General features: G+C 64.4%; 21 protein-coding genes. 13 read left to right on the top strand and 8 right to left on the bottom strand.

Going from position 1 to position 21334, the window contains the following annotated elements:
* The first annotated feature begins 21 nt into the window (after nucleotides 1–21).
* Both A3E1_RS0132760 and A3E1_RS0132755 read left to right on the top strand, forming a co-directional pair.
* A complete protein-coding gene (locus A3E1_RS0132760; RefSeq protein WP_020525056.1) occupies nucleotides 22–342 on the top strand; it encodes a S24/S26 family peptidase in 321 nt (106 codons plus the stop codon).
* A gap of 91 nt (nucleotides 343–433) precedes the next feature.
* A complete protein-coding gene (locus tag A3E1_RS0132755) occupies nucleotides 434–1549 on the top strand; it encodes an NAD(P)-dependent malic enzyme (RefSeq protein WP_020525055.1) in 1116 nt (371 codons plus the stop codon).
* A gap of 515 nt (nucleotides 1550–2064) precedes the next feature.
* Here the strand turns inward: A3E1_RS0132755 and A3E1_RS0132750 are convergent.
* Complete coding sequence (locus tag A3E1_RS0132750) at nucleotides 2065–2943, bottom strand: AurF N-oxygenase family protein (protein ID WP_020525054.1); 879 nt, start codon at nucleotides 2941–2943, stop codon at nucleotides 2065–2067.
* Nucleotides 2944–2990: 47 nt separating this feature from the next.
* Between A3E1_RS0132750 and A3E1_RS0132745 the strand changes: the two genes are divergently transcribed.
* From A3E1_RS0132745 to A3E1_RS0132725, 5 genes are all read left to right on the top strand, one after another.
* On the top strand, nucleotides 2991–3647 hold the full coding sequence (locus A3E1_RS0132745; RefSeq protein WP_020525053.1) for a TetR family transcriptional regulator: 657 nt from the start codon (nucleotides 2991–2993) through the stop codon (nucleotides 3645–3647).
* Between the two features lie 130 nt (nucleotides 3648–3777).
* Entirely contained in the window at nucleotides 3778–4011 is a 234-nt protein-coding gene (locus A3E1_RS43285; protein WP_020525052.1) for a DUF4873 domain-containing protein, read from the top strand.
* Entirely contained in the window at nucleotides 4008–5486 is a 1479-nt protein-coding gene (locus A3E1_RS0132735) for a flavin-containing monooxygenase (RefSeq protein ID WP_020525051.1), read from the top strand. The genes A3E1_RS43285 and A3E1_RS0132735 overlap by 4 nt, the downstream gene beginning before the upstream one ends.
* Nucleotides 5464–6327, top strand: a complete 864-nt coding sequence (locus A3E1_RS0132730; RefSeq protein ID WP_020525050.1) for an SDR family oxidoreductase — start codon at nucleotides 5464–5466, stop codon at nucleotides 6325–6327. Before A3E1_RS0132735 ends, A3E1_RS0132730 begins: the two co-directional genes overlap by 23 nt.
* Nucleotides 6317–7096 carry an alpha/beta fold hydrolase gene (locus A3E1_RS0132725; RefSeq protein ID WP_026209060.1) on the top strand — a complete coding sequence of 260 codons (780 nt, stop codon included), beginning with the start codon at nucleotides 6317–6319 and terminating at the stop codon, nucleotides 7094–7096. Before A3E1_RS0132730 ends, A3E1_RS0132725 begins: the two co-directional genes overlap by 11 nt.
* Here the strand turns inward: A3E1_RS0132725 and A3E1_RS0132720 are convergent.
* Nucleotides 7089–7838, bottom strand: coding sequence for a hypothetical protein (locus tag A3E1_RS0132720; protein ID WP_020525048.1), 750 nt, complete (start codon nucleotides 7836–7838; stop codon nucleotides 7089–7091). The genes A3E1_RS0132725 and A3E1_RS0132720 overlap by 8 nt on opposite strands.
* Nucleotides 7835–8323 (bottom strand): SigE family RNA polymerase sigma factor, encoded by a 489-nt coding sequence (locus A3E1_RS0132715; protein WP_020525047.1) that lies wholly within the window; start codon nucleotides 8321–8323, stop codon nucleotides 7835–7837. Before A3E1_RS0132715 ends, A3E1_RS0132720 begins: the two co-directional genes overlap by 4 nt.
* Before the next feature lie 80 nt (nucleotides 8324–8403).
* Between A3E1_RS0132715 and A3E1_RS0132710 the strand changes: the two genes are divergently transcribed.
* Nucleotides 8404–9363, top strand: a complete 960-nt coding sequence (locus A3E1_RS0132710; RefSeq protein ID WP_020525046.1) for a zinc-binding dehydrogenase — start codon at nucleotides 8404–8406, stop codon at nucleotides 9361–9363.
* On the opposite strand, the gene A3E1_RS0132705 is transcribed toward A3E1_RS0132710, so the two are convergent.
* On the bottom strand, nucleotides 9355–10473 hold the full coding sequence (locus A3E1_RS0132705; RefSeq protein WP_020525045.1) for an acetate/propionate family kinase: 1119 nt from the start codon (nucleotides 10471–10473) through the stop codon (nucleotides 9355–9357). The genes A3E1_RS0132710 and A3E1_RS0132705 overlap by 9 nt on opposite strands.
* Nucleotides 10474–10771: 298 nt before the next feature.
* On the opposite strand from A3E1_RS0132705, the gene A3E1_RS0132700 reads away from it, so the two are divergent.
* Nucleotides 10772–11467, top strand: coding sequence for an endonuclease V (locus A3E1_RS0132700; RefSeq protein WP_020525044.1), 696 nt, complete (start codon nucleotides 10772–10774; stop codon nucleotides 11465–11467).
* Here A3E1_RS0132700 and A3E1_RS0132695 read toward each other — a convergent pair.
* Both A3E1_RS0132695 and pta read right to left on the bottom strand, forming a co-directional pair.
* On the bottom strand, nucleotides 11433–12056 hold the full coding sequence (locus tag A3E1_RS0132695; RefSeq protein WP_157631885.1) for a hypothetical protein: 624 nt from the start codon (nucleotides 12054–12056) through the stop codon (nucleotides 11433–11435). The genes A3E1_RS0132700 and A3E1_RS0132695 overlap by 35 nt on opposite strands.
* Nucleotides 12057–12129: 73 nt before the next feature.
* A complete protein-coding gene (gene pta, locus A3E1_RS0132690; protein ID WP_020525042.1) occupies nucleotides 12130–14190 on the bottom strand; it encodes a phosphate acetyltransferase in 2061 nt (686 codons plus the stop codon).
* Nucleotides 14191–14229: 39 nt separating this feature from the next.
* Between pta and A3E1_RS0132685 the strand changes: the two genes are divergently transcribed.
* The 4 genes from A3E1_RS0132685 (at nucleotide 14230) to A3E1_RS0132670 (ending at nucleotide 17480) form a co-directional block, all read left to right on the top strand.
* Nucleotides 14230–15393, top strand: a complete 1164-nt coding sequence (locus tag A3E1_RS0132685; RefSeq protein ID WP_020525041.1) for a sensor histidine kinase — start codon at nucleotides 14230–14232, stop codon at nucleotides 15391–15393.
* Entirely contained in the window at nucleotides 15390–16034 is a 645-nt protein-coding gene (locus A3E1_RS0132680; RefSeq protein ID WP_020525040.1) for a response regulator transcription factor, read from the top strand. Before A3E1_RS0132685 ends, A3E1_RS0132680 begins: the two co-directional genes overlap by 4 nt.
* 63 nt (nucleotides 16035–16097) lie before the next feature.
* Nucleotides 16098–17057 (top strand): hypothetical protein, encoded by a 960-nt coding sequence (locus A3E1_RS43280; RefSeq protein WP_020525039.1) that lies wholly within the window; start codon nucleotides 16098–16100, stop codon nucleotides 17055–17057.
* A gap of 180 nt (nucleotides 17058–17237) precedes the next feature.
* Nucleotides 17238–17480, top strand: coding sequence for a hypothetical protein (locus tag A3E1_RS0132670; RefSeq protein ID WP_157631884.1), 243 nt, complete (start codon nucleotides 17238–17240; stop codon nucleotides 17478–17480).
* A 20-nt stretch (nucleotides 17481–17500) separates the two neighbouring features.
* On the opposite strand, the gene A3E1_RS47815 is transcribed toward A3E1_RS0132670, so the two are convergent.
* Nucleotides 17501–17677: a DUF6104 family protein gene (locus tag A3E1_RS47815; RefSeq protein WP_020525037.1), complete on the bottom strand. Its 177-nt coding sequence runs from the start codon at nucleotides 17675–17677 to the stop codon at nucleotides 17501–17503.
* 5 nt (nucleotides 17678–17682) lie between these two features.
* Nucleotides 17683–21333: a multifunctional oxoglutarate decarboxylase/oxoglutarate dehydrogenase thiamine pyrophosphate-binding subunit/dihydrolipoyllysine-residue succinyltransferase subunit gene (locus A3E1_RS0132660; RefSeq protein ID WP_020525036.1), complete on the bottom strand. Its 3651-nt coding sequence runs from the start codon at nucleotides 21331–21333 to the stop codon at nucleotides 17683–17685.
* Between the last annotated feature and the right edge of the window lies 1 nt (nucleotide 21334).

Below are 21334 nucleotides of genomic sequence, written 5' to 3'. Positions count from 1 at the left end.
ATCTGACGGCACAATGATCCCGTGCCGACCCTACTCCCGCTCTTCGCCGTGCTGGTTAACGGGCCGTCTATGGTGCCCACGCTCAGACACGGCGACATGCTGCTCGTGCGTCACGGTGGGCGTCCAATCAGGCCGGGTGACATCGTCGTGGCCCATTTTCGCGCACGCCCCGGACTCCTCGTGGTGAAACGGGCAGTCCGCCCACATGACGGCGGGTGGTGGGTGCAAGGGGACAACGAATTCGCGACGGACGATTCCAGGACGTTTGGCGCAGCGGAGGTGATCGGCCGGGTGGTCTGCCGGTACTGGCCGAATCCACGATTTTTCCGTCCCAGCAAGTGAACACTTGCACAGCTCGATTGTTTTACGAAGCTCCGGGCGTATCGTTTGGCGGGTGGAACACCCGGCATTCGCAAGGCACGAAGGCGGCAAGATGGCCGTTTCCAGCACCGTGCCACTGTCCACCCGAGACGATCTGTCGCTTGCCTACACCCCGGGCGTAGCCCTCGTGTGTGAGGCGATTGCCGCGCAGCCTGAGCTGGTCCACAAATACACCTGGGTAGGTCACACCGTCGCGGTCGTCACCGACGGCACCGCGGTGCTTGGCCTCGGTGACATCGGCCCCAAAGCGGCACTGCCCGTCATGGAGGGCAAAGCCATTCTGTTCAAGGGTTTCGGCGGCGTCGACGCGGTGCCGATTTGCCTTGACACCAAAGACACCGAGGAAATCATCCGCACGGTCAAGGCGCTCGCGCCCGGCTTCGGCGGGATCAACCTCGAAGACATTTCCGCACCGCGTTGTTTCGAAATCGAGCAGCGGCTGATCGAAGAACTCGACATCCCGGTGTTCCACGACGACCAGCACGGCACGGCTGTTGTCGTGCTCGCGGCGCTGAAGAACGCGTCCCACGTTTTGGACAGGAAGCTCGTCGATCTCCGCATCGTCGTGTCTGGTGCCGGTGCCGCCGGCGTCGCCGTGACGAAGATTCTGCTGGCCGCTGGCGTGGGCGACATCGTTGTCGTGGACTCGAAAGGCATCGTCCACTCTGGACGGTCAGATCTGAACTCGGTCAAAGCCTCGCTGGCGGATATCACCAACCCCGGCGGGCGCACCGGCGACATCGGCGTGGCTCTTGCCGGAGCCGACGTTCTGATCGGGGTGTCCGGCGGGACGATCGCCGAAGAACACGTGGCTCTCATGGCGCCCGGTGCGATGATTTTCGCCCTCGCCAACCCGACGCCTGAGGTGCATCCCGACATCGCGCGCAAATACGCGGCCATCGTGGCGACGGGACGCAGCGACTATCCCAATCAGATCAACAACGTGCTGGCGTTCCCGGGCATCTTCCGTGGCGCACTCGACGCTGGCGCGACCCGGATTACCGAGGGCATGAAGATCGCCGCAGCGACGGCGATCGCCGAGGTCGTGTCGGGTGAGCTTTCGCCAGAGGCGATCGTGCCCAGCGCGCTCGATCCGCGGGTAGCTCCCGCGGTAGCGGCCGCCGTGGCAGACACCGCGGTCCGCGAAGGCGTCATCCGGGCCCGTTAAGAGCCTTTCTATTTCCGACGTCCGTCGTGGTCTCGGCCGTCCCTCCCGCGAGGCCGCCATGTCCGCGCATCCCTGCCGTGCTGCGCCGCGCGATCCTGCCTGCTGCGCCGCACGATGGGACGGCGCGGAGCGCTTTGATTTCTCCGCGCATCCCGGGCCTTTGCTGATCCACATCCCGTGAGACGTGATCAAACCGCTTTTCGATCACGTCTCAACGGATGTGGATCTCGGGTAGGGCTGTGGATCACGACTAAGTGAGGCTCCAAGTAGAGCCCTGCAGCGAGGCGCCGCGCCGCGCAACGTCGATGCCGGCAGGCAGGGGCGTTGCAGTTGCGGGGACAGAGGTAGGGCAGGGCAGGCAGGGACAGGGGCAGTTGCAAGAGGCAGGCACAGGGCAGTTGCAGTTGCGGGGACAGCGACAGGGGCAAGGCCGACAGGGGCAGAGGCGGACAGGCGGGGTAGGGACAGGCGGGGTAGGGACAGGCGGGGTAGGGACAGGCGGGGTAGGGACAGGGTTAGAGCAGGCCGGCGCGGGTCCATAGGAGACGGCTGGGGCCGCCGATCAGGCCTAGTTCCAATAACGTTGGCGTGATGCGCGAGGCCGCCCATTTCAGGGTGGAGCGGAAGTGTGGGTTCGCTCGGGCGGCTTTGGAACCGACTGCTGCCGGGATGCCGACCGCTTCGTAGGCTTGGGGATGCACGAGACGGGTGGCCACGGAGTATGCCGCTCTTGCGATGACAACGCGCGAGTAAGCCAAGCGCACCGGTCCGGCCGCTTCGACCTGGCGAACCAGTTCCTCGCGGGCGAACTTGATGTGACGCGCTTCTTCGATCACGTGAACCCGGGAAACCATGCGGATCAAGGGCTGTAGCGTTTCGTCGCTCATGATTTCACGCTGGAACGCGTCGAGGATTTCCTCGGCGATGAGGATCGCCGCATACATGTGCGGTCCAGTAGCGGTGGCTTTTAAGAACTTGCCGAGCGCATGGTCCACTTTGGACGGTGGATAGACCGGGGTGCCCGCACGCGAGATCAGCCGCCCGAACATGATGCTGTGCCGGCACTCATCGGCGACCTCGGTCAGGGCGTATTGCGCGTGCTGTGTCGTCGGGTCGGCGTCGTAGTAGAACCTGATCAGCATCTCCATCAGGATCGTTTCGAACCACAGCCCTGCCGACGCGGCACTGGTCACCTCGTGTTTGGTCAGCTCCACCCGCTGCGCGTGGGTGAGACCGTCCCACAAGGACGTGCCATAAAGGCTGCTTCGCGTGGGCGGAATCCAGAACCTGTCCGGGTCGAGCGGGGCATCCCAATCAATGTCTATCAGGGGGTCGTACTGGTTGCGCAGTGAGACCTGGAGCAGCCGTTCCGCGGTTTGCTCCCGAGGGATCATGTCGTCCTCCCTTGACGTTACTTCTCGTAACTGTTACGAAAAGTATCGTGCAAGTCAATGCCAGAAAACAGAGATGGGCCGAGCATCGCGAGAATCGCCGGCTTGAGCTGATTGGTGCCGCCATCGAGGCGGCTGTCCACTATGGACCCTCGGTGGACATGGACCAGGTGGCTAAGGTCGCCGGGGTCAGCAAACCGGTGCTGTACCGCTATTTCGCGGACAAAACCCAGCTCTGGCTGGCGGTCGGTGAATTCGTGGCACAGCAGGTGCTCGCGGTCGTGACGCCGGCGATCGAGTCCGTTCGCGAGGAACGGGAGCTGATCGCGGCCACCATCGACGCGTACCTCGGGGCGATCGAGGATCAGGCCGAGCTTTACCGCTGCCTCATGAAAGCCGACGTCCCGGGCGTGCATCACCTCATCAACGGCGCTTCGCAGACTGTCGCGACTGGACTGTCGCGGGTGATCGGTGACCGGCTGCGCGCCCTCGGGCTCGACGCCGGGCCGGCCGAGCCATGGGCGGTCGGGATCGTCGGGCTCGTGCAAACCGTGGGCGACTGGTGGATGGCACGCAACCGGCCCATGCGCCGCGAGGCCCTCACCGACTACCTAACCACGTTGCTATGGCACGGCATCGAGGGTGTGAAAGCCGCAGCTGATATGCCGGCCAGCTTCGCGGCGCCGGCGGAAAGGGCGGCACCATGACCGGCGAGCTTGGGACGCGCGGAGAAAAAGAAGGTGCTTCGCGCTGTCCTATCGTGCGGCGCCGAAGCTGCTCCGCAGCCGTCGCCGGCCCTCGTGGGAGGGACGGTCTGGACCACGGCGAGCGTCGGACATGAAGCTCTTACTGGAAAGTGCGCACGGCGAATACGAAGTCGATGTCGAGCTGACCGAGCGGGTTGAGCCGGTCGACGGCAAGGTTCATGTCAGCGGGCGGATTCAGCCGCACGAAGCGGTGGTGGCGTTGCTGCGCAATGGGGTGCGCGTCGTCAAGCTTGGCGGCATATCGCTGCGGCTGGCCGAAGTTGATCCGTGGGGCGGGGTTCTCGTTCGAGGAGTGCGAGTATGACATACACCGATGTCGCCATCATTGGGGCCGGCTTTGGCGGGCTCGGTGCCGCCATCCGCTTGCGGCAGAAAGGGTTTACCGACTTCCTCGTGTTTGAGAAGGCGGACGAGATTGGCGGAACGTGGCGGGACAATACCTATCCAGGCTGTGCCTGCGACGTGCCTTCGCACCTCTACTCGTTTTCGTTCGCCCTCAACCCCAACTGGTCCGACACGTTCTCCGGGCAGCAGGAGATCTGGGACTATCTCCTGAAAACCGCAGACCACCAGGGTGTACGCCCGCACGTGCGCTGTGGCCACGCCATCACCAACGCCGCGTGGGATGAGGCGGAGCAGCAGTGGGTGCTGCAAACGTCGCAGGGCGAATACCGTGCGCGCGTGCTGATTTCGGCCACCGGTCCACTGAGCGAACCGTCCATTCCCGACATCCCTGGGCTCGACAGCTTCCAGGGCAAGGTGTTTCATTCGGCCCGCTGGCAGCACGACTATGACCTGACGGGAAAGAACGTCGCTGTCGTGGGCACGGGAGCGTCAGCGATTCAGTTCGTACCAGCGATTCAGCCCAAAGCCGGTCACGTCACCGTGTTTCAGCGGACACCGGCGTGGACGATGCGCCGGATGTCGCGCCGCATCACCAAAGCGGAGCGTTTCGTTTACCGCCATGTCCCCGGAGCACAACGTCTGACCCGGGGAGTCCTTTACTGGACCCGGGAACTCATGGGAGTTGGCTTCTTCCACCCGAGGGTGAACAAGTTCGGCCAGAAGATCGCGCTCGCGACGCTCAAGAAAGACGTCAAGGATCCGGTGACAAGAGCCAAGCTGACGCCGAAGTATGTCCTGGGCTGTAAGCGGGTGCTGCTGTCCAATGACTGGTGGCCGACGTTCAGCAAGCCAAACGTTTCCCTTGTCGCGTCGGCGATCACGCACATCAAGCCAGACCGGGTCGTTGCCGCTGACGGTTCTGAGCACCAAGCGGACACCATCATCCTGGGCACGGGCTTTCACGTCACGGATATGCCGGTGATGCACCACATCCGCGGCCGTGACGGCAAGACCCTGGCCGAGCGGTGGGATCCGACCATGCGGGCCTATCTCGGCACCACGGTCGCTGGTTTCCCTAACCTGTTCTTCCTGCTCGGGCCCAACACAGGACTCGGTCACACCTCGGTCGTCATCCAGATCGAGAGCCAGCTCAACCAGATCATCAAGGCGCTGAAGTACATGCGGCGCAACAAGATTCACGCGATTGAGCCCACTCCGGACGCTCAGCTGCGCGACTCGCTCGAAGTGGACCGCAAAATGGAAGGCACCGTGTGGTCCACGGGCGGCTGCCAAAGCTGGTATCTAGACGCCACTGGACGCAACTCGACCCTGTGGCCCGGATTCGTCACGACTTTCCGCTTGCGGCTCAAGCGTTTCCGTGCCAAAGACTATTCGCCCGTTGGAGCGAGCCGTGAACTCACCCCTGCAAGGTAAGACCGTCTTCGTCACGGGCGCGGCCCGCGGCATTGGTGAAGCGGTCGCGAGACTGTCCGCCGCGAGAGGCGCTAAAGTCGCGCTGGCTGGGTTAGAGCCCGAGCGCCTGAAAGCATTGGGCCAAGAGCTCAACGCGCACTGGTTCGAGTGTGACGTGACCGATCAGGCCGGCCTTGACCTGGCTGTCGCGTCCACGGTGGAGGCCTATGGCGGCATCGACTACCTCGTGGCCAACGCTGGCGTGGCCAACATCGGCACCGTGAACACATGCCCGGTCGAGGCCATCGTGCGCACCATCGACATCAACCTCAACGGCGTCATCAGGACCGTCAGCGCGGCGCTGCCACATCTGAAGACCAGCAAGGGTTATGCCCTGCTGATCGCCTCTGCCGCGTCGTTCACCGCTCTGCCCGGAATGGCCGCCTACTGCGCGTCCAAGGCCGGCGTGGAACAGTTCGGCAACGTGCTGCGGCTGGAAACCAAACACCTGGGCATCGGTGTGGGCACAGCGCATCCAATTTGGATCAACACCGATCTGGTACGCGGCTTCAAGGAAGACCTGCCGAGTTATCGCCACGCGCGCAAGAAGATGCCGTGGCCGGCTTCGGTGGAAATCTCGGTGGAAGAGTGCGCCACGGCGATCGTCAAAGCGCTGGAAAAGCGCAAGCGGCGGGTGTTCATCCCCCGTTCCATCGGCTTGATGCAAGCGCTGCGGACCGTGGTGCTCAGCGGCTTGGGCGACCGCCTCATCACCCGCAGCGCGGGTAAAGACCTGGTGCCGCAGATGGAAGAGGAAGTGCGTGGGCTCGGCCGGTCCTTTGGGAGGCACAGTGTTGGTTAACGCGCACAAGGCGGGAAGTGGTACGCCGCTAGTGCTCATCCACGGCATCGGGCACCGGTGGCAGGCGTGGGAGCCGGTACTAGATCTTCTCGCCCCGCATCACGAGGTGATCGCGATCGACCTGCCCGGCTTCGGCAAGTCACCGGTGCCCGACGGTGGCATGCCCCAAGGCATGGCCGAGACCGTCGCCCGGGTGGGGGAATACTTCGCGCAGGAAGGGCTCGACAAGCCGCACGTGGCCGGCAACAGTCTCGGCGGCGCCATCGCGCTCGAGCTCGCCGCTGCCGGCCTCGTATCCTCGGCCACCGCGTTCTCGCCCGCTGGCTTCTACAACGAGCCCGAGCGCAGACGCGCCCTGCGCATCCTGACTTCCATGCGCTACAACACTTTCCTGCCCGGTCCGGTCATGAAGGTGGCGCTGCGCACGTCACTGATCAGAAAGCTGTCCTTCGGCCCCATCGTTGCCTACCCGGATCGTCTTGCGCTGCAACGTGTCTACGAAGACGCTCTAGCGATGCGGCGGGGCAAGGGTTATCAGTCCGTCGTCAAAGCTTCCGTGGACTACCAGTTCGGCGGGACGCCAACGGTTCCTGTGACGGTCGCCTGGGGAGCGAAGGACTGGATTTTCTTGCCACATCAAGCTTCCCGAGCCGCTGAGAAGCTGCCGGAGGCCCGTCACGAGACACTGCCCAACTGTGGGCATGTGCCGATGAGCGACGCCCCCGATCTGGTCGCGTCGCTCATCCTGCAAACCACGAAGGCTACTTAAAGGCGTCCATCTCGGGAGCTTGAACCAAGCCCAGCAACATCTCCGGAGTGACCGGGCTGCTGCCCGCGACCTGGAAAAACGTGGTGCCTGTCCACGCGTAGAACAAGAAGGCCCCGTCATCGAAAGACTCGACGCGGTGGGCGAACCCGGTCTGCGGCACGTCTGCTGGCCGGGGGAAGTCCGACTCGTGGCAAACGGTCACGAACAACCGCCCACCCCCGACGTGTGTCTCTGACTCGTAGCGCACCTTGCCATCCGAGGTGACCGCGGCGAAACCGTAAGGCGGCACGCCATTCCACGGCTTGTCCGGCACCGCGGCCGCCTGCGGCAGCTGTGTTTTCATCCAGCCATACATGAAGCAGCTCAGGTCGCTGCCCGTGCCCGAGGCCCAGGCCTTGAAGTCATAGGTTGGCCGGATCTTCAGCTCGTCTGCCGTGTTTCCCGGCGGCACGGAAATGGTGGGGTCAGGCGACGCTGTCGAAATCACCGCTGGCAGCGCACACACCGCACCAGAAGACGACGGCGAAGGCGTGGGGAAGCCAAACGGGGGTGTGCCCTCTCCGCCGGGCGGAAGCAGGAGAAAGATGCTGGAAAAGGCGAGCGCACTGGCGAGAGCGCCCGTGCCTAGGCCCAAGCCGAGGCGAACGTGCCGTTGCCGGCGGCCCTTGCTGATGATGGCGTTAGCGTTTAGCCCCATGGGCGGTTCGCCATCCTGAACGAAACGTTGCAGATCATCTTTCATGACTGGTCCCCATTGAATGCTGGTGTCCGTAGCGCGGCACGCAACTTGTCCAGGCCGCGGGCGGTTTGACTCTTGACCGTTCCCTCAGCGATGCCCAGCAGCTCGGCAGCCTCAGCGACGGAAATGTCCTCCAGGTGGCGTAGCACGACCAGCGCGCGTTGCTTGGGCGGCAGCAGGTCTAGTGCCTCCCGCAACTCCAAACCGGCGCTTTGCGCCGCCATCACGGCCTGATCCGGCACCTCAGCCATCATTTGCTCACGCTTGCGTGACCGCTTGTGCGATAGGAACGCATTCACGAGCGTCTTCCTGGAATAGGCGTCGAGCGTCGACTTATCCAGCCGTTTCCAGTGGCGATACAGCTGCAAGAACGTGTGTTGAGTCAGGTCTTCAGCCAAGTGCCAGTCCCCGGACAGCCCATACGCGACGCGGCGTAATGAGACAGCCCGGACGCTGAAATACTCGGCAAAATCAGACTCCCAGCTCATGCGGTCTCCCTTCAGCTCACGCCATATACGTCACACCCGTGCCAGGGGTTGCACGGGCCCGCCGAATGTTAGCGTCAGGGATGCGCGCGATCTACGCTTCATCGATCAACCCTGATGACCCACTGGCCGGTCTCGTGGTCGGGGAGCGGCCCGAACCGCAGGTTCCCGAGGGCTGGACCATCGTTCAGGTCAAGGCGAGTGCGCTCAACCACCACGATCTGTGGTCGCTGCGCGGGGTCGGGCTCAGCGAGGAACAGGTCCCCATGATCCTGGGCTGTGACGCGGCGGGCATCGACGCCAATGGCAACGAGGTAGTGGTGCACGCCGTCATCGGCGAGGGTGAAGACGAGACCCTTGATCCAAAGCGGACGCTCCTGTCCGAGAAGCATCCGGGAACGCTGGCCGACCTGGTTGCCGTGCCCAAGCGCAATGTCGTGCCCAAGCCCGCCGGGATGTCGTTCACCGACGCCGCTTGCTTTCCCACCGCTTGGCTGACCGCCTACAGGATGCTGGTGACCAGGGGGCGGTTGCCCAAGGAAGGCAGTGTGCTGGTGCAGGGAGCGGGAGGTGGCGTAGCCACCGCCGCGACCGTTCTGGCCCACGCCATGGGCGCTCGTGTCTACGTGACCTCCCGCGACGCCGACAAGCGCGAGCGCGTCGAAGCCCTTGGGGCCCAAGCTTTTGAGTCCGGTGCACGGCTGCCCGAGCGGGTGGATGTCGTGATCGAGACCGTCGGCGCGGCCACGTTTGACCACTCGGTCAAGAGCACGAAGCCCGGTGGCCGCATCGTCGTGTCCGGAAGCACTTCAGGACACCAGGCCACGGTCGACCTGCGCCGCGTTTTCTTCCTGCAACAAGAAATCATTGGATCAACAATGGGTACTAGGCAGGAGCTCGCCGATCTGCTCGATTTGGTCGTGAGCACGGGCATCAGCCCGATCGTTGACGGTGTCTACGGCTTCACCGAGGGACGGGCCGCCTTTGAGCGCCTCAACGGTGGCGACGTCTTTGGCAAGATTGTCCTCGACCACTCACGCTAATAGGGCGGCGGTCTGGGTCGCGATCTCCTGCTCTTCGTCAGTGGGCACGACACAGACCGCTACCGCGGCCCCCGGTGGAGAGATCACGCCCTTGCCGTCACGCTCAACGCTGACGCCCAGTCTGTCCAATCCGGACAGTGCGGCGACCCTGACCTCGTGGGCATTTTCGCCGACGCCGGCCGTGAACGTGATCGCGTCCACCCGGCCAAGCAAGGCGTAGTAAGCCCCCACGTATTGCTTGATCCGGGCGGTGTAGACGTCGAAGGCCAAAGCGGCACTGGCGTCGCCAAACTCTCTGCGCTTCAGGACTTCCCGCATATCGTTGTCGCCGCACAGACCGCGCAGTCCGCTCTGACGATTGAGCATGGTTTCGATAGCGTCCAGTGGCATCCCGGCGACGCGGTGCAAATGAAAGACGATGGCCGGGTCGATGTCACCGCTGCGGGTGCCCATCACGAGTCCCTCCAACGGCGACAGTCCCATGGACGTGGCGAAACTGCGGCCACCCTTGACGGCGCAAGCACTCGCGCCGTTGCCGAGATGCAGGGTGATCACGTTGACGTGAGCCGGATCCTTGCCGAGCAAGGCGGCGGTTTTCCTTGATACGTAAGCATGTGACGTGCCGTGAAAGCCGTAGCGCACGATGCCGTGCTCGGCCGCGGTCGCCGCATCGATCGCGTAGGTCGCGTTCACGGGCGGGATCGTGCGATGGAACGCTGTGTCGAAGACAGCGACCTGAGGGATGCCGGGCATCAGCTCACGGGCGACCTTCACCCCGGCCAGGTTTGGCGGATTGTGCAGCGGCGCCAGCGGAATCAGCTCGGTAACAGCGGCCACGACCTCGTCGTCAATGAGCGCCGGGGCGCTGAACCGCAGTCCACCGTGGACCATGCGGTGCCCGACGGCTTGAACGTCAGTGACCTCGCCCAGAATCTGGCGCAGCGCCGTCGTGTGGTCGGTGACCCGCTCGACGAGACCACCCGCCAGCGCGGCTTCGCCGTCGAACAGACGCCACTTGACCGAGGACGATCCACAATTCAGCACCAGCACCCGCACGTGATTGACCTTAACTGACCACGCCCACGCGGGCGGCCGACTTTCACCCGCCATCGTCCGTGCTTGCCCCGACGCGTGATCCACATCCCCTGGGACGTGATCAAACCGCCTGTGGATCACGCCTCCGGGGATGTCGATCACGCCCGTGGCTGTGGATCACGATGAAGCGCCTACACGAACCTCGCAATAGGAAGCACAGGCGGTAGCGAAGGCTGCGTATGCGTGAGCCGCGATGAGAACGAGGGCGAAGACGTCGCGTCGCAGGAGCGAAGGCTGCGTATGCGTGAGCCGCGATGAGAACGAGGGCGAAGACGTCGCGTCGCAGGAGCGAAGGCCGCGCAGAGGATGGCGCATGAGCCGCGCTAGGTTTGGCGCTGTGAACGAGAGCGAAGCCGTCGCGTTGCAAGAGTCGCTGCGCGAGCGGGTTGACGTGAGCACAGGGCTGGCAAGGCCGCCGGAGCTGGTCGCCGGCGTGGACGTGTCCTACGCCGTCGGTGACGACCGGTTGGTGGCGGCGATCGCCGTGCTCGCGTTCCCGTCGCTGGAGCTGGCCGAGCTGGTGACCGTCGCCGGAGCCGCCGAGTTCCCTTACATCCCAGGCCTTCTGGGCTTTCGCGAAGTGCCCATCCTGCTAGAGGCGATGAAGAAACTGACGGTCACTCCCGACGTCTTCGTGTGTGACGGTTACGGCATCGCCCATCCGCGCCGGTTCGGCCTGGCCTGCCATCTCGGGGTGGTGACAGGGATCGCGGCTTTCGGCGTGGGGAAGACCGCCTTCGTGGGGACGTTCAGTGAACCTGCGCCGCAGCGTGGCGCGACCGCCGATCTCGTGCACGAGGGCGAAGTCGTCGGCCGTGCCGTGCGCACACAGCCCGGCGTCAAGCCTGTCTTCGTCTCCGCTGGGCATCTGATCGACCTGGACACGTCGGTCGCGCTCACCCTTGAGCTAGCCCCGCGCTACCGTCTCCCCGAAACCACTCGTTTCGCTGACCATGCCTCGCGCGAGGCTCTGGTCACGCAGCGACTTCGATCTCGGCCCGCAGCTTAGGCAGCTCTGCGACAAGGTCGCCGACTTGGTGGTTGTAATACATGACAAACACCATGTGCTTGTCCACGTACCAGCCGCACACCGCCGTCGGCATCTTCTCGATCGTGACTTGCCCGCACTCCGCCGTGCCGCCCAGGTCGCCTTGAGCCGGTTTCTGGATATTGGTCAGTTTGCCGGCGGTGTTCGTGATGTCGGCGAGGCTGCGCGCGAACGAGAAGGAGTCGACGGTGAACGTCATCGTCGCCCCGAACATGTACATCTTGTTCTTAGCCGGGTCCGCGGTGCCGTAGTAGCCAACGACAGCGGTCGCGAGACCCGTGCTGCTTGACTTGATCGTCGCTTCTGTCTGGGAGACAAGCTGGGTGTGCGTAGCGTCGGTGAGCTTCTTACGGCCACCGAGCGAGTCTGGTGCTTTGATCGCGAAGACCGATCGTGCCAGGGACGCGGCCGGTGTTGGCATCGGCGAGCTCGTCGCCTGAACCGTTGGTGTCGTTGGGGTCGCGGCTGGTGGGGTATCAGTACCGCCACAGCCGGCGGCGAGAGCGAGCAAGACGGCCGAAAGCGCTGTGCGTAAAGCAGTGGTACGCATGAGGTCCTATCGAGAGGTTCCAAAAGACAAGCAGTCTCACCGATAGCGAACCTCGTGCACAAGCCCCTTTTGCCTAGTCGATTTGGGACTGGATGGCGGTGATGGCGACCGTGGAGATGATGTCGCGCACGGTTGCCCCGCGGGACAGGTCGTTCACGGGCTTGCGCAGGCCCTGCATGACCGGGCCGATAGCGATCGCGCCAGCGGAGCGTTGCACGGCCTTGTAAGTGTTATTGCCCGTGTTCAGGTCGGGGAAGATGAGCACGGTCGCGCGGCCGGCGACTTCACTTGACGGGAGTTTCGTCGCGGCGACGCCGGCGTCGACGGCAGCGTCGTATTGGATCGGGCCCTCGACGAGCAGATCAGGGCGGCGCTCCCGCACGAGTTTCGTTGCCAGGGCGACCTTGTCGACGTCGGCTCCGTGCCCGCTGACACCCGTCGAGTAGGACAGCATGGCGATGCGGGGCTCTACGCCGAAGCGGGCCGCCGTGTCGGCCGAGGAGATCGCGATGTCGGCAAGCTCTTCCGGATTGGGGTCGGGGTTGATCGCGCAGTCGCCATACACCAGCACGTGATCGGGCAAGCACATGAAAAACACGCTGCTGGCAACGCGTACCCCAGAGGAGGTTTTAATGATTTCAAAGGCAGGCCGGATCGTGTCGGCCGTCGGGTGCACGCTGCCGGAAACCATCGCGTCAGCACGTCCGGTGTGGACCATCATGGTGCCGAAGTAGTTCACGTCCGTCATCAGGTCGTAGGCCAGATCGCGGGTCATGCCCTTGTGCGCGCGCAAACGGGCGTATTCGATCGCGAATTCGTTGCGCCACCGCTCATGTGTGGCCGGGTCGACGACGCGCACGGTGTCGAGATCGAGGCTCAGCTCACGCGCGCGCTTCTCGATGGCGGGAGCGTTGCCCAGCAACGTCAGGTCGCACACACCGCGGCGCGTCAGGGATTCCGCCGCGCGCAGGATGCGCTCCTCGCTGCCTTCCGGGAGAACGACATGGCGCCGGTCCGAACGCGCTCGCTCGATCAGCTCGTATTCGAACATCAGCGGGGTCACGCGATCCGAGCGGGCCAAGTCCATGCGGGCGGCCAGTTCCACACTGTCCACATGGGACTCAAAGTGCCCGAGCGCGGCCATCACCTTGCGTGGGTTGTTGGGGCGCAAACGTCCTTCGAGCCCGGTCAGTGCGGCGACCGTGTCGTAGCTATCGGAACCGACGACGAAAATGGGCAGCTCTACGCGGAATTTGCTCACCAGATTAATGACCCGTGGATCAGGCTCAATTCCCAGTGTCAGCAGCAATCCAGCGACCGAGGCCTGACCGGCGTGATGCGCGGCCACCGTCGCGACGATGAGATCTGAGCGGTCGCCCGGCGTGACCACCAGGCAGTTGTCGCGCAGATTGTCCAAAAACGAGGGTACTAATGCCGCGCCCACCAAGGCATCCACGACATCTCGCGACAAGGCGGCATCGGTGGCCCCGTGCACGGCCACGGCATTGAGCGCGACTTGGATCTCGGCCACGGTCGGGGCGGCAATGGCGGCCAGGAAGGGGATCGAGTAGACGGGAACGGGAAGGTCCACATTGACGCGCGCGTCGGTCCGGTTCGCGATCACGGCGAGCACCGGAAGCCCTTCGCAGGCGTAATACGCCGCTCTGACCGCATCGGCAACATCGTGCGCGGACCGCCCATCGCCGCGCACCACCGGCAGCACACCAGCGCCGAGCTCGGAGGCCAGCAGCAGGTTCAGCCCGACTTCCTCCGGCAGAGCGGGCTCGTCGTGGCCGGTGAGGTCGTGCCCGTAGTCGGTGCCGACGACAATGATGACGTCGCATTCGCGGTCGAGCGTGTGATAGGCGTCCACGATCTCGCTCACGAGACTGTCCCGCCTCGCGGCGCTCAGCAATTGGGCCGCGCGCTCATAGCTCGGGCCGGTGGCGCTGACCGCTTGGTACCGGCTTTCGATGAGGTCGATGACCGGATCGCGCTCGTCGCGCGTGAACGGCCGGAAAACGCCCAGCCGGCCCGCCCGGCGGCTGAGCACTTCAGCCACCCCGAGCGCGATGGCCGACTTTCCGCCGCCAGCTTCCAGGCTTGTGATGTAGACACTCCTCGCCACACCCATAGCCTAGTGATCCAGGAGCCGTGGGGCAGACTCGATCGCATGAGAGCAGCGGTCCTGAAGTCGCTGTCGAGCGGCAGCACCTATCGGCGTGGGGTCTACCTTCTGCTCGGCGGCGTGATCGCGTTGCCTTATGCCCTGCTGGCCGCCATGTTCGCGATGATGTTCACGCAAGAGGGCGCGCAGCTCGGGATGATCATCGCGCTGCTCACCGTGACTATTGTCATCGCGTCCGTGCCCGCCTTCCTCAGCGGCACGAGAGCGCTGCAGATCGTCGCGGCGCGCTCGCTGCTCGACGTTGACTTGCCCGATCAGCCCGCCGGGGTGCGGCTCGACCGGGAGAGCCGGCTGCGCTCGGCGCTGTGGTTCGCGATGCACCTGCTCGCGGGTGGCGTGGTCGCGCTGGTGCTCCTGATCGCCATGCCAATGGCGCTCGCGTTGATCCTGCAGCAGTTTGGTGCGGCCAAAGAGGCAATGGCAGGGTTGCGGATCGGCCCGCTCGACGAGCACGACACGGGCTGGCTCACGGCGATTGGCGTGCTGCTCCTTGTGGTCACGGCGTTCGCGGTCGCTGGGCTTGGGGCTCTGGCGAAACTCATGGCCCCGGCGCTGCTCGGCCCGTCGGCGGCGGAACGGATCGTGGCGCTGGAAGCCCAGTCCCGTCAGTTCGCCGAACGCAACCGGCTCGCCCGCGAGCTACACGACTCGATCGGGCACGCCTTAACGCGCACCACATTGCAGGCGACAGCGGCTAAACAGCTGCTGGGCCAAGACGATGCTTTTGTCGCACAAGCACTCTCATCCATCGAGGAGACCGGCCGTGCTGCCATGGCAGACCTCGATCACGTGCTCGGCCTGTTGCGCGAAGGCGGCACGGTCACGCCACAGCGGACGTTGCGGGACCTTGACGTCGCGGTTCAGGGTGACCTTGCCCGCGTACCGGCGATGATTTCCCGTGAGGCGTACCAGATCGTCCAAGAAGGACTGACAAACGCCGCTAAGCATGGGGACGGTCAGCCCGCGGAGCTAAACATTGTGGTGCAAGACGATCTGCGCCTCACCATCACCAACACCGTGGGCAACCGGGCTCGTGCCAACGGTCGTGGCCTGCAGGGCATGCGTGAGCGCGTAACGCTTTTGGGCGGCACGATTCACGCGGGAGGCGACGATGGCAAATGGACGGTCGACGTGAGGCTGCCGCTATGACTCGCGTCATGATCGTCGACGACGACGAACTCGTGCGCGTCGGACTGCGCGTGATCGTCAACGGCGCGCCAGATCTGGAAGTGGTCGCCGAGGGCGCCGATGGAGCTGACGTTCCACCGCTCGTGGCCAAGCACCGGCCTGATGTCGTGCTTATGGACGTGCGCATGCCGAAAGTCGATGGGCTGCAAGCCACCAAGCATCTGCTGGCGACTTCGGCGAACCCGCCGCACATCATCGTCGTCACGACATTTGAGAACGACGATTACGTTTACGACGCGTTGCGCGCTGGTGCCAGCGGATTCCTGCTCAAGCGGGCCCGCCCGGAAGAAGTCGTTGAGGCTATTAGGGTTGTGGCCCGGGGCGACAGTCTTCTCTTCCCGGCCGCGATTCGCCGGCTCGCCGCCGCGCGCTCGCCTGGTTTGAAGCTCGCCGCGAAACTGACTGAGCGTGAAGCTGAGATCCTGCGGTTGATGGCCAACGGCCTGTCGAACGCGGAGATCGCCGCACAGCTCGTGCTCGGCCTGGAGACCGTGAAAACCCACGTGGGCAACGTCCTTTCCAAGCTCGGCGCACGCGATCGCACCCAGGCCGTCATCGCGGCCTACGAATCCGGGTTTGTATCGCCGGGAAGTTCCCCCTAGCGGGGGAGACGGTTCACGATTGCGTGGGAGCCAACCTTTGGGCGTTTTCGCGACCGTTAAGGCATGCAGAAGAGTTACTTCGCCGCCATCTGGGCCGGTCTTTACGCCATCGCCTGCCTCGTCTGGTCGCTCACGGGCGGATACCCGGCGGGGACGGGAGACATCGAGAACAGTCTCAACCCGATCCGGACTATCCCGGCCGGCACCCTGGCCCCGATCGCGGCGGTCCTAGCGCTGGCGACGGCTGTTATGGCGTTCGCCATTAGCGGCCGGTATTCGGCCAAGCTCCATGGAGTACCACGGAAGGCTGTTCTGGCTTTTGGATGGCTGATGGTGGCACTGCTGCTGTTCGTGGTCCCGGACATTCGCTTGCTGATGCTCGCTGGCTACGCCCCGATGCTGCTGATCGGCGGGCCGCTGGGCATGTTCGACGGCAAGCTGGAGATCTCCAGCCTCTTCAACCTCCCTTTGTTTCACCAAATGTGGTGCGTCCTCGGTGGCATCCTGCTCGCCCGGACGCTGCTCGCCTGGCAGCGCGGCACGTCGACTGTCGAAAGTGGACAGACGGACCGTATCGTCCGCTGGGGTCGCGTCGCCGCCTATGTCGCGGCAATCATCCCGTCGCTCTACGCCGTTAGCCGTTTCGCTTGGCTGCTCGGCATTCCGCTCGGTGTGAGCACTGAAGGGCTCCGTGAACTCCGAGAAAGCGGTGCGGTGTGGGCGGGCGCGGGCCTCGGCGCCTTCGCCGTCGTGGGCTCGATCCTCACCCTCGGCCTCGTCCAGCCTTGGGGCACAAGGATGTTCGGCTGGCGCGTGCCCATCAACCTAGCGTTCGTCCCCGCGACCCTGGTCGCCATCATCGTGATGCAGGCGAGCATCAGCTTCCTCTCCTCGCTCGAGATGCGTGAGCTGATCGGCACCACCTCGTTCACCGTGGTGCCGATGGCCATCTGGCCACTGTGGAGCGTCGGGCTCTTCGTGGCCGCCGTCGCCTACAAACGCCGCCGCCTCGCCGCCGCCTGACCTCCTCGCGTAAGTGCCCGCGCCTGTCCGCGCGGGCACTTACGCGCTGGCCGCGTTTGCGCGCATGTATGTGCTGCTGTGTGAGGGAGGAATTCCTCCACAGTAATGCGATGGTGTGGAGGAAATCCTCCCTTCACCAGAAGCAATAGGTTGCCCTAGCCGGGGGATATGATCGATCAGGTGTTGATCAAGGTGGTGACCGCCGCGGGTTATGTCGATCCCGCGAGCTTGGACCTGTCGCCTCAGCTGGCCTGCGATCTCATGAACTGGTATCGCCGCCAGGACACGATCCTGGACGCAGGCGATAAGCGGGCATTTGCCCAAGACGGGTTCCGGATCGCAAAGAGGCTCGCGGAGGAGCTGGGCGACGAGATTGAGTTCTTTGACGAGACCTCCGGGCGGAACTGGCGCGTTCGCTCGTGACGCAGACTGTCCCGGCAGCGTCAGTCGTCGTCCTCGTCGTGGCGCGCTAGCCAGGTCGCGAAGCGCTCGATCGGGGTTTCGAACTCGGGATTGAGGTCGATGAAATCGCGCAGGCGCTCGGCGAGCCACTCAATCGTGACCTCCTCGGAACCCCGGCGTTCCGTCAGCTCCTCAATCCCGCGATCGGTGAAATACATCGTGATTAGACCTTTGGCAGAGCGGCTTCGAGCAGGGCGGCCTGCTCGATGTCGTGCAGTTTGGCCGAGCCAACCGACGGCGCGGCGGCTGACGGGCGGGAGATGCGGCGCAGGCGCACGCCGTCGAGGTGCTCCAGCAGGTTGAGCGCCACGAACGACCAGCCACCCTGGTTGGCCGGCTCCTCCTGCACCCAGGCGAAGTCGGTCGCGCCGCTGTAACGGGCCAGCTCCGCGCGAACTTCCTCGATCGGCAGCGGGTAGAGCTGCTCGATGCGCACGATCGCGGTGTCGGTGATGCCCCGCTCGGAACGAGCCTGGATGAGGTCGAAGTAGACCTTGCCCGAGCACAGCAGCACGCGCTTGACCGAGGCGGCGTCCACCGTGGAATCACCGATGACCGGCTGGAACGTGCCTGTCGTGAAGTCGGAAACCGATGACACACAAAGCTTGTGGCGCAGCAGCGACTTCGGCGTGAAGACCACGAGCGGTTTGCGCTTGGGGGACAGGGCCTGACGGCGCAGCAAGTGGAAGTGGTTGGCCGGAGTGGACGGCACGACAACACGCATGTTGTCTTCGGCGGCCAGCTGAAGCCACCGCTCAGGGCGGCCTGACGTGTGGTCAGGGCCGGCGCCTTCGTGACCGTGCGGCAGCAGGATCGTGACGCCGGTCTTCTGGCCCCACTTGACCTCACCGGAAGAGATGAACTCGTCGATGACCGACTGGGCGCCGTTGACGAAGTCCCCGAACTGCGCCTCCCACAGGACAAGCGCGTCCGGATTCTCCACGGAGTAGCCATATTCGAAGCCGAGCGCGGCATATTCCGACAGGAGCGAGTCGTGCGCATGGAACCGGGCGTCGTTTCCGGCCAGGCCAGCGATCGGCAGGAAGTCTCCGCCGGTCTTGGAGTCGACAATGGCGGCGTGCCGCTGCACGAAGGTGCCCCGGCGACTGTCCTGACCGGACAGGCGCACCGTCACACCCTGAGCCAGCAGAGAACCGAAGGCGATGATTTCGCCGAAACCCCAGTCGATGTCGCCTTCGACAGCCATCTTCGCGCGGCGCTCCAGCAGCTGCTGGACTCGCTTGTGCGGGGTGAAGCCCTCCGGCAGCGCCGTGTGCGCGGCTCCGATCTTCGCGACCAGATCGGCCGGGATCGCCGTGGCGACAACGGGTTCCGGCTCCGCCTCCCGCGCGCGGGTCAGCCGGCTGGAGATGCCGTTGGCCGAGTCGCGGGTGGCCTTGAAGACCGTCTCGAGCTGGTTCTGGTAATCGCGCAACGCTTCCTCAGCCTGCTCGACCGTGATGTCACCGCGGCCGATCAGCTCCTCGGTGTAGAGCTTTCGCACGGAACGCTTGGCGTCGATGATGCTGTACATCTGCGGGTTGGTCATTGACGGGTCGTCGCCTTCGTTGTGCCCGCGACGGCGGTAGCACACGAGGTCGATGACGACGTCCTTGTTGAAGGCCTGGCGGTATTCGAACGCGAGCCGCGCCACGCGCACGACGGCTTCGGGATCGTCGCCGTTGACGTGGAAGATCGGCGCCTGAATCATGCGGGCGACGTCGGTTGAGTACAAAGAAGACCGGCTGTATTCAGGAGCGGTGGTGAAGCCGACCTGGTTGTTGACGACAACGTGGACGGTGCCGCCGGTGCGGTAGCCGCGCAGTTGCGACAGGTTCAGCGTTTCGGCGACCACGCCTTGTCCCGCGAACGCGGCGTCACCGTGAACGAGCAGTGGCAGCACGGTAAAACCGTTGGGCCCCAAGTCAAGGCGGTCCTGCTTGGCGCGGACGATGCCTTCCATCACGGGGTCGACGGCTTCCAGGTGCGACGGGTTGGCCGTCACCGAAACGGTGGTCACGCCGGAACCGTCAGGCGTCGTGAACTTGCCCGTCATGCCCAGGTGGTACTTGACGTCGCCAGAACCCTGAACACTCTTAGGGTCCAGGTGTCCCTCGAACTCGTTGAAGATCTTCTCGTAAGGCTTGCCGACGATGTTGGCCAGCACGTTCAGCCGGCCACGGTGGGCCATGCCGATGACGACCTCGTCCAGTTTGGACTCGGCTGAGGCCTGCAGGATCTCGTCGAGCAGCGGGATCAGCGACTCGCCGCCTTCGAGCGAGAACCGCTTCTGCCCAACGTATTTCGTGGCGAGGAACGTCTCGAACGCCTCAGCCGCGTTGAGCCGCGCCATGATGTGGCGCTGCTCTTCCGGCGACGGCTTCTCGTATTTCTTCTCGACGCGTTCCTGAATCCATTGCCGCTCTTCAGGGTTCTGGATGTGCATGTATTCCACGCCGACGCGGCGGCAGTAGGAGTCACGCAGCACGCCGAGCACGTTGCGCAGGAGCATCTTCTCCTTGCCCGCGAAACCGCCGACCGAGAACGTCCGGTCGAGGTCCCACAGGGTCAGGCCGTGCTCGAGGATGTCGAGATCCGGGTGACGGCGGATCTCGTATTCCAGTGGGTCGGTGTCGGCCATCAAGTGGCCGCGCACGCGGTATTCCCGGATCATTTCCATGACACGGGTGGTCTTGTCGACCTGTCCCTCGGGAACGTCACGCACCCAGCGCACCGGCTCGTAAGGAATGCGCAGCGCGGTGAAGATCTCGTCGTAGAAGCCGTGCTCGCCGAGCAGCAGCTCGTGCATGACCTTCAGGAACTCACCCGACTGGGCGCCCTGGATCACACGGTGGTCATAGGTGCTCGTGAGCGTGATGATCTTACTGACGGCCAGTTCAGCGAGCTGCTGTTCGCTCATGCCCTGGAACGGTGCGGGATATTCCATCGCGCCAACGCCGATGATCGCACTCTGCCCGGTCATCAACCGCGGTTGTGAGTGGACGGTGCCGATGCCACCAGGGTTGGTCAGCGAGATCGTCGCTCCGGTGTGGTCTTCCATCGTCAGCTCATTGCGGCGGGCCCGGCGCACGATGTCTTCGTAGCCCTGCCAGAACTGGCGGAAGTCCATCTGCTCGCAGGCCTTGATCGACGGGACGACCAGCTGCCGCGAACCGTCCGGCTTGGACAGATCGATCGCGATGCCCAGATTGACGTGCGCCGGGGAGACCATGTTCGGCTTGCCGTCGATCACGGCGAACGAATTGTTCATCTCGGGATGCACGTTCAGCGCGCGGACAAGGGCATAGCCGATGAGGTGCGTGAACGAGACCTTTCCGCCGCGCCCGCGGGCGAGGTGGTTGTTGATGACGATCCGGTTGTCGGCCAGCAGCTTGGCCGGGACGGCCCGCACGCTGGTCGCCGTCGGGACACTCAATGAGTTGTCCATGTTTTCAACGATCTTCGCCGCGACACCGCGCAACGGAACGTTCTTGGCGACCCTGGGCTCACCGGTCACGGCCGGCTTGGGAGCAGCCTTAGCCGCGGGGGCCGGTGCGGCTTTCGCCGGTGCGGGCTTCGCAGGAGCAGCAGCTGGTACGGCGGGAGCCGCCGCCGGAGCTGGAGTGGTTGCCGCTGGCGCCGCCTGGGCCGGGGCTGGCTTGGCTGAGTCGACCGCTGGTTTGTAGTCAGCGAAGAAGTCATGCCAGGCGGGATCTACGCTGGCCGGGTCGGTGAGGTACTTCTGGTACATCTCCTCGACCAGCCATTCATTCGTACCAAAGCTCGCCAGGGGGTTGTCCTGCTGAGTCGACACG

It is taken from the genome of Catelliglobosispora koreensis DSM 44566, from assembly GCF_000379685.1.
GTDB lineage: Bacteria > Actinomycetota > Actinomycetes > Mycobacteriales > Micromonosporaceae > Catelliglobosispora > Catelliglobosispora koreensis.
This window is presented reverse-complemented; position numbering and strand designations above follow the sequence as displayed.